We start from the raw sequence: 6,469 nt of genomic DNA, 5'->3' as shown, positions 1-6,469 counted from the left end.
GAATAGAATTATATTGATGTGCATGTTGTTTTAACGAATGCATGAAGCAATCGGTAAATTTGTAACACCATAGAGTTTTATTTAGCCAAGATGAAAAAGTTAATTTTATTATTTACATGTGCGCTGTTGTCTGTATCACCTTTTGCTTTTGCAAAACAATCAGATAACGAACCCAGGGATCATTTACGACCAAAGCAAGTTGAACATGTGTTTAAACAAGCCAAGCTAGATGGCATAGTAGACTTTAAGTTGTTCAGTGACGCTTACATCGCTTATCAGAAGACACCCGATAGAAAGAAGTCGGTACTAACGATCATCGACTATAGTAAACCATCAACTGAAAAGCGTTTTTATGTGGTTGATTTAGATAAAAAGAAGCTAATCTACAATACGTATGTTTCTCACGGCGTGAACAGCGGAAAGAAAACAGCGACACAGTTTTCAAATGTCGTAAACTCGCGAAAAACATCATTGGGCACTTTTTTGACTGATACCACTTACTACGGCTCAAATGGCTATTCACTTCGATTAGATGGGCTAAGCTCTGGATTAAACGACAAAGCTCGCGAGCGTTACATTGTCGTGCACGGTGCCGATTACGCAAACCCTTCCTTCATCAAGAAGAATGGATACCTCGGACGCAGCTGGGGTTGCCCTGCTTTGCCAGAGAAGTTGTCTCGCGAGATCATTGACACCATAAAAGGCGGCAGCGTTATTTACGCAAGCGCATAATATCGATGCGACGAATATGGGGAAGAAAAAGAAGATTCTATTTCTTCCCCAGTAATAATCCTGTTAGCTTAATCGTCCTTGTGCAACGACTCTCTTTCCATTTTCGCTTACTCGAAAGCGAAAAATTATTGTGTTATTCGCTGATATACCTAAGTGCGATCAGAAAACTCTGTTCATCCCCCTTCCATCTCGTTAGTATACGCGGAGTTCATCAGACACTGGCTTTCATCGTTATCATAGTTCCACTAAGATTCCTTAATCATGGTGGGTAACTGTGGCTTTATATGTTTAGGGTTACTTCTTGCGTTATCTACACCGTATATTATTGATGCTTTCTTTGTCCCTGCTTTCAGGGCTCATCACAGCTTCATATGCGCATGAGTGGCACCACACCAAACATTACACTTCCGAGCGCCTACTTAAACTCTCTCAACAAGACGATTTTGAGCTAGCACACACTGATTTTCATGCCTCAGCTTCTCTGAGCTCTTGGGGTTCAGAAAGTTACTACCTACATATAAAGCGCGAGTTGTTCGGGCTTGTCTCCTGTCGCCGAACATCAGCTACTGATGGCGTTTTATCATCAGATTTTACTCCTGATTATTTTTTACTTATTGCTTTCTCTTCTCCACCACTACTGGAGTTGGCAAAACAAGCATCTCGCTTACCTCTAGACAGTTATGGCGGACTCATGAGTCAACGCTCTCTTTATCGCCTCTCAGGAAGAAAGGAAGCGAACTTAATGTACGTCTTTACTCATGGTCGCAACGCCTTCTCTGTTGTTTAACTTTTTATGACATACAGAGAACACGAAAATGTAACGATAAGAGCCAATATGCTCATTGTTACTAGAACCAATTTGAGGTCCATATAATGACAAGAATCGCTACAACCATCGCACTAGCATTACTATTTTCAGCGGGCTCAACCTTAGCAAACACAGAAACTAAGCCAGAAGAAATGAGTAACGACACTCTGTTAGAGTGTGCCAACGTTTCTAACGCACGTATTGCAGTTCCGGAACACAGAGCGATGTTCAGACACTACTTAATGTCTGAGAGAGACTACAGCTTTGACCAGCTATCGTCTGCCGAACTTGAATTTAAAGCAGCAGATAAGAATGAGTCTGAAGTAGAGAACATCTACAAGTCTCAGTGCAAAGAAGTTGGCGAATACTTATATAGCATTGGCTATTAAATTCGAAACCCTAACGACACTCAAAAAGAAAGGCGCAATGTATGCGCCTTTCTTTTTACTGATAAAAACCTGTCGATTAGATGTCTAATCTGCATACAAGCTTAAAAGTGCAAATCAAGTAAACTTACTGAGAAAACTCAGACACATCCTTGGGTTTACAGAACGCTCGACGTGCTTTAACAAACAAGAAACTAAGCACTCCAATCACAAGAGTAATTATTGGTGCCGCCATTAATAGCATTGTGATTGCTTTGCTCATATTTTCCGGTAGCAAAGGAAGTAATGAACCAAAACCGCATAATATCAGCGTCCATAAAATCGCACTCAGCCACGCAAAGTAATGGAATTTACTAATACGTTTCACTCGCAACCCCATCATTAATGGCAATAGGGAACGAACAACCGGAATAAACCGCGCGCACAAAAGCGCAACCAATCCATGTTTACTGAGTAATACGTCGACTTGTTCCAAACGCTTTTGAGGAACCGCACTCACCCAGCCTTGGACCTTAGGTAAGCGATTTAGCCACTTGCCTTGTAAATAAGCCGCCCAACTTCCCAACCCCGCACTAACAGCTATCACCAACATGATCATAATTGGGTCAAGGACGCCAACCGCCGCCAGCGTACCGGATAATACGACGACACTGTCGCATGGGAAAGGTGCAGCAGGAATAAAACCACTTTCCAAAAAGATAATCACAGCAACAACAAAATAAACCAAACCTGCACTGCCTGGCGCCATTAACGCCGTGAAATCTTGATGCCAAAAAGCACTCAAGACCTGAATGATCGAATCAAACATAAACCGCTCCTAAGCATAATTAACCAAAAGTTGCAAAAACATGGAATGTGTTAGCGAGCATGTATAAAGCGGTATATGAAATTCGATTCTTTTCTCACGCCGATTCTGTATTTAAAGTGAGTAAAAATACTTTTAATACAACAACCTAAAGTCTCAATGCCGATGCGTTTTAGCCGCTTCATCGAGTAAATTGCCGAACGATGCGCCCACCATGCTACATCAAGCATTTCAAACCATTCGGGTTCTACATCGTCGTTCGAGCTCATTTCCTTAGCATGGCTAACCCTCAATATGTTCCGGCTGTTTAAACTCGGATAGTCTTGTTGTATTGGAGAGATAGGATGTTCTGAAAAGCGCTTCGACTTAGCGTCAACAGCGATATTCTGGTTATGAACGGAAAGAAAATTTGGGTGTGAGTGCGCCAGGCTCATGCTCGGAGCCAGCAAGCAGAAAAGTAGTCCGAGTAAAGCAATCAGAGTCGTACGCACAAAGATAACCAAAACCAAAATAATAAGTTCTTTTAACCCTGTGCGTAACTATTGGCAATTAGTATTCTTAATCGTTAAGAATACTAATTATTTTTCACCGTAAGGGTAGCTTTCAAACATCTTCGCGATTTCTTCTTGGATGAGAGATTCTCTTTTCTCAGAGCTCATTGACTCAGACAGTTTACGACTTGAAACGCCTTTCCAAACGACTTGATTAGCCTTTGCATCAACCAGTTCAACCACCAACTTCCCATACTTACGTTCTTTATATCTTTCTGGGCTTGAAGTGATCACACCAAAGCTATTCCAGCCATAGCCAAAGCTCACCGACGATCCTGAAGAAACAAGCTCGGATTCTTCTACGATATCATGATGTACGTAAAGGTCACCGCCACTATTTACCTTAATTAAACCCTTACTCTCAAGCTGTTCAGCAAGCCCTTGCTCAATACGTCGACCATCAATACTGGTAGGAGCTTCCGCCTGAGCACCGAAGTCAAACGTTCTGTAAGCTGAAAAGTCGGCTTGTTTATCTACATCGGTTGTAACGGTAGTACAAGCAGATACCAGCATCACCACCAGCCCTAATATCAAACCTCTCATCATGTTAAATCTCCTTTGGTTAAGCTGACTGTTTCAGCAGAATTACCCTGTGTTATACATACGCATCAACAGTAAAAAGTAATCATTTCAATATCTAGTCTTGACCATGAAACGTGACTGTTCAATAAACGAGATTAACCTTTACACAGAAAATCTTGAATATCATCAACATCTAAACACCTAAGAATTCGGTGTTTACGACCTAATTGGAAGCCCCTAGGCTTAGTAGCGGAATCGCGAGTGCCACAAAAAACCAGAGACAATGAACACTTTAACATCAGTCCGCTACTTTTTTAGGCAACTGACAAACATTTGATGAGAAAAGACTTTTCTTTTTCGTCCAGTGTGGCATATTAACTGAGTCCTATCGATGCGCGGGCATCGTATAATGGCTATTACCTCAGCCTTCCAAGCTGATGATGCGGGTTCGATTCCCGCTGCCCGCTCCAATCTCTTTATCCCAATTTACTCATAAAAATCCGATGGCGGAGCGAACAAACGGCGGCAGCGTTGTTTCCATGATAAGTTTGGTCGAGTTACGTCATAAAACATGTCTTTCCATTCTGCAAACGTCACGCGGATGGGATTAAAGCTGTTTACAGGTTTAGAAACCCCATATCGAACCGTTTCCACCTCTGGTTCAAACGTTCCGAACATTCGATCCCAAATAATTAATACACCCGCATAATTTTTGTCGATGTACTGACGGTTCACACCATGATGAACGCGATGATGAGACGGCGTGTTAAATACCCACTCTAGTGGCCCGAGCGAACGAATTGATTGGGTGTGAACAAAAAACTGTAAGCCCAGATTAAACAACACAACGAAGACAACCCATTTTGGCTCAAAACCAATAATCACCAAGGGCAACCAAAAAATCCACATCCCCGCTAGCGGATACATTAAACTTTGACGAAATGCGGTACTGAAGTTCATTCTTTCCGAACTGTGATGAACAACGTGCGCGGCCCACATCCAACGAATACGATGGCTAGCCCGATGAAACCAGTAATAGAAAAAATCTTGCAGGACAACAAGTAAAAGAAAAGCTGAGACGCTCATTTCGATATCAAACAAACGCCAATCAAACCACCACAAATACAACTGAGCAATCAGTAAACCCGTGAGTATGTCTGTCGCTTGGTGTAAGCCCGCAAGAACAAAATTACACGCTACTTCAGGGAAGTAATACGTCGCGCTTTCAGGCAAGCGTCCCCTTCTTTGTCCGAACCAATATTCGGCAAGCATGCAGAAAAAGAAAACTGGAGCCAGAATCATCAGAAGTAATTCTGGGCGGTCCATCAACTGCGTCCAATCCATTATGTTTCTACCATTTTGCATAGTGATCTTCAGTAAGACCCATAACTTCTTCTAACTGATGTTTGATGCCATTTCCATCGATAAGATAGCCAGAGAAATAACCGATATACTGACGAAAGTTACTTTTGAGAAGCCAAAAATTTTTCTTCTCTGAGCGTCGATTCAAAGGCGTGAACTGTAAGTTAACTCGTTTATCTTCAGACGTAATATGCCACTTTTGCCCTTCATCACTTCGTGAAAACTGAAACTGCACAGGTTGCAAAAAGTGACGCTGACCATTAATCCACAATACATTTTCGCAATAGCCAGTTTCATTAACGCCAGCTGCCAAATTCAACCCCAGACGCCTGTCATCCTCAAAGCAATTGATACTCGCCCAGCGCCAACTTGTTTCTCGCCGCATGTACCCAGCGGAAAAATCGTAACCAGCAGCCACCTCTGAAAGATCTTGCTCTTTTCCTAATATGAACAAGTTACCGTCTACTGCTAACGCATTGTGCTTCTGAGTATATGTCCAACCCGCATAACCTGTTGGCGTACACAACATTAATGGCAAACTCATATTTTCTGGACGTAAATAGAGATCCGCATTGACTGACTCTGTCACAAAGTGGACGTGCCAAATACCATCCTTAATAGAAAACTGAACTCTTTTGTTAGCAAGATGGGCAAGACTGCACCAACTGGAAGGCTGAGTTTGATAACCTATATTAAAAGGTTTCAACCATTGTTGCTCAATCAACTTATTCTTTTTAATATCAAACAGGTAGAAAAAGCCGGATGCTAAATACCGTATATCAGCAATCGCTACTCCAATGACGTAATCAGGTGTGACCAAATTGACGAACTGAAACTGCTTATAATCGCGGTAACGGCGCCACTTAGACACTGGCTTATCCATCTCATCAAGGTAGGTAAATTTATCTAGCTGTAACGATGTTGGAATTCCATCAAGGTGGCCAAACGCTGGTAGACCATTCTGCTGAATAAACGAGTTCAGAACCTTAAGCTCATCCATATAGTTGTCTTTTCACAAGTTATCACACACACAAACTTTAACATGACGTTAACATAAACAATTTGCGTAACTGCACAACAACATCGACTAAAGTGATTTCTGCTTGTTATATGTGAAACTGATCACTCAACCACCCGCTTACTTAGCTCGCCCTACCTATCTCAACCAACACTGCCTGGGTTAGAAGCTGCACATTCTCATCCGCAGGAAAGACCACTACAACCATTGAATCTTGGTCAAAATCACTATTTAATGGAAATACATTCATATAAACTGATTGCTTATTCACATCAAGGAAGAAAT

At 41.9% G+C, this 6,469-nt stretch carries 8 protein-coding genes and 1 tRNA gene; 4 read left to right on the top strand and 5 right to left on the bottom strand.

Annotation, left to right across the window (positions count from 1 at the left end; translation table 11 throughout):
* Positions 1-90 precede the first annotated feature (90 nt).
* From IQR33_RS04145 to IQR33_RS04135, 3 genes are all read left to right on the top strand, one after another.
* Positions 91-732, top strand: a complete 642-nt coding sequence (locus IQR33_RS04145; protein WP_005373154.1) for a murein L,D-transpeptidase catalytic domain family protein — start codon at positions 91-93, stop codon at positions 730-732.
* Positions 733-1,060: 328 nt separating this feature from the next.
* Positions 1,061-1,519 (top strand): hypothetical protein, encoded by a 459-nt coding sequence (locus IQR33_RS04140; RefSeq protein WP_017633653.1) that lies wholly within the window; start codon positions 1,061-1,063, stop codon positions 1,517-1,519.
* A gap of 86 nt (positions 1,520-1,605) precedes the next feature.
* Positions 1,606-1,929, top strand: a complete 324-nt coding sequence (locus IQR33_RS04135; protein ID WP_054574645.1) for a hypothetical protein — start codon at positions 1,606-1,608, stop codon at positions 1,927-1,929.
* Between the two features lie 124 nt (positions 1,930-2,053).
* Here IQR33_RS04135 and IQR33_RS04130 read toward each other — a convergent pair whose 3' ends face one another.
* The 3 genes from IQR33_RS04130 to IQR33_RS04120 all read right to left on the bottom strand — a co-directional run bounded on the left by IQR33_RS04130 (position 2,054) and on the right by IQR33_RS04120 (position 3,828).
* Positions 2,054-2,734: a DedA family protein gene (locus tag IQR33_RS04130; RefSeq protein ID WP_115386592.1), complete on the bottom strand. Its 681-nt coding sequence runs from the start codon at positions 2,732-2,734 to the stop codon at positions 2,054-2,056.
* Positions 2,735-2,784: 50 nt separating this feature from the next.
* Positions 2,785-3,222 (bottom strand): hypothetical protein, encoded by a 438-nt coding sequence (locus IQR33_RS04125; RefSeq protein ID WP_322621761.1) that lies wholly within the window; start codon positions 3,220-3,222, stop codon positions 2,785-2,787.
* Between the two features lie 87 nt (positions 3,223-3,309).
* Positions 3,310-3,828, bottom strand: a complete 519-nt coding sequence (locus IQR33_RS04120; protein WP_005373165.1) for a DUF4136 domain-containing protein — start codon at positions 3,826-3,828, stop codon at positions 3,310-3,312.
* Between the two features lie 371 nt (positions 3,829-4,199).
* On the opposite strand from IQR33_RS04120, the gene IQR33_RS04115 reads away from it, so the two are divergent.
* Positions 4,200-4,274 (top strand) — tRNA-Gly (locus IQR33_RS04115).
* 16 nt (positions 4,275-4,290) lie between these two features.
* On the opposite strand, the gene IQR33_RS04110 is transcribed toward IQR33_RS04115, so the two are convergent.
* Together IQR33_RS04110 and IQR33_RS04105 are read right to left on the bottom strand one after the other, a co-directional pair.
* Positions 4,291-5,148: a sterol desaturase family protein gene (locus tag IQR33_RS04110; protein ID WP_005373167.1), complete on the bottom strand. Its 858-nt coding sequence runs from the start codon at positions 5,146-5,148 to the stop codon at positions 4,291-4,293.
* Positions 5,149-5,155: 7 nt separating this feature from the next.
* The gene (locus IQR33_RS04105) at positions 5,156-6,166 is read right to left on the bottom strand and encodes a DUF2804 domain-containing protein (RefSeq protein WP_064354710.1); all 1,011 of its coding nucleotides are present in this window, start codon (positions 6,164-6,166) and stop codon (positions 5,156-5,158) included.
* Between the last annotated feature and the right edge of the window lie 303 nt (positions 6,167-6,469).

This window comes from Vibrio sp. OPT46, from assembly GCF_015163535.1.
GTDB lineage: Bacteria > Pseudomonadota > Gammaproteobacteria > Enterobacterales > Vibrionaceae > Vibrio > Vibrio alginolyticus.
Note: the sequence above shows the minus strand (reverse complement) of the source record. Positions and strands in the feature narration are given on the sequence as shown.

Excerpts from the sequence above, each read along its gene's own strand:
- IQR33_RS04135 (WP_054574645.1), top strand. The coding sequence starts at position 1,606 with ATGACAAGAATCGCTACAACCATCGCACTAGCATTACTATTTTCAGCG.
- IQR33_RS04140 (WP_017633653.1), top strand. The coding sequence starts at position 1,061 with ATGCTTTCTTTGTCCCTGCTTTCAGGGCTCATCACAGCTTCATATGCG.
- IQR33_RS04110 (WP_005373167.1), bottom strand. The coding sequence starts at position 5,148 with ATGGATTGGACGCAGTTGATGGACCGCCCAGAATTACTTCTGATGATT.
- IQR33_RS04120 (WP_005373165.1), bottom strand. The coding sequence starts at position 3,828 with ATGATGAGAGGTTTGATATTAGGGCTGGTGGTGATGCTGGTATCTGCT.
- IQR33_RS04105 (WP_064354710.1), bottom strand. The coding sequence starts at position 6,166 with ATGGATGAGCTTAAGGTTCTGAACTCGTTTATTCAGCAGAATGGTCTA.
- IQR33_RS04145 (WP_005373154.1), top strand. The coding sequence starts at position 91 with ATGAAAAAGTTAATTTTATTATTTACATGTGCGCTGTTGTCTGTATCA.
- IQR33_RS04130 (WP_115386592.1), bottom strand. The coding sequence starts at position 2,734 with ATGTTTGATTCGATCATTCAGGTCTTGAGTGCTTTTTGGCATCAAGAT.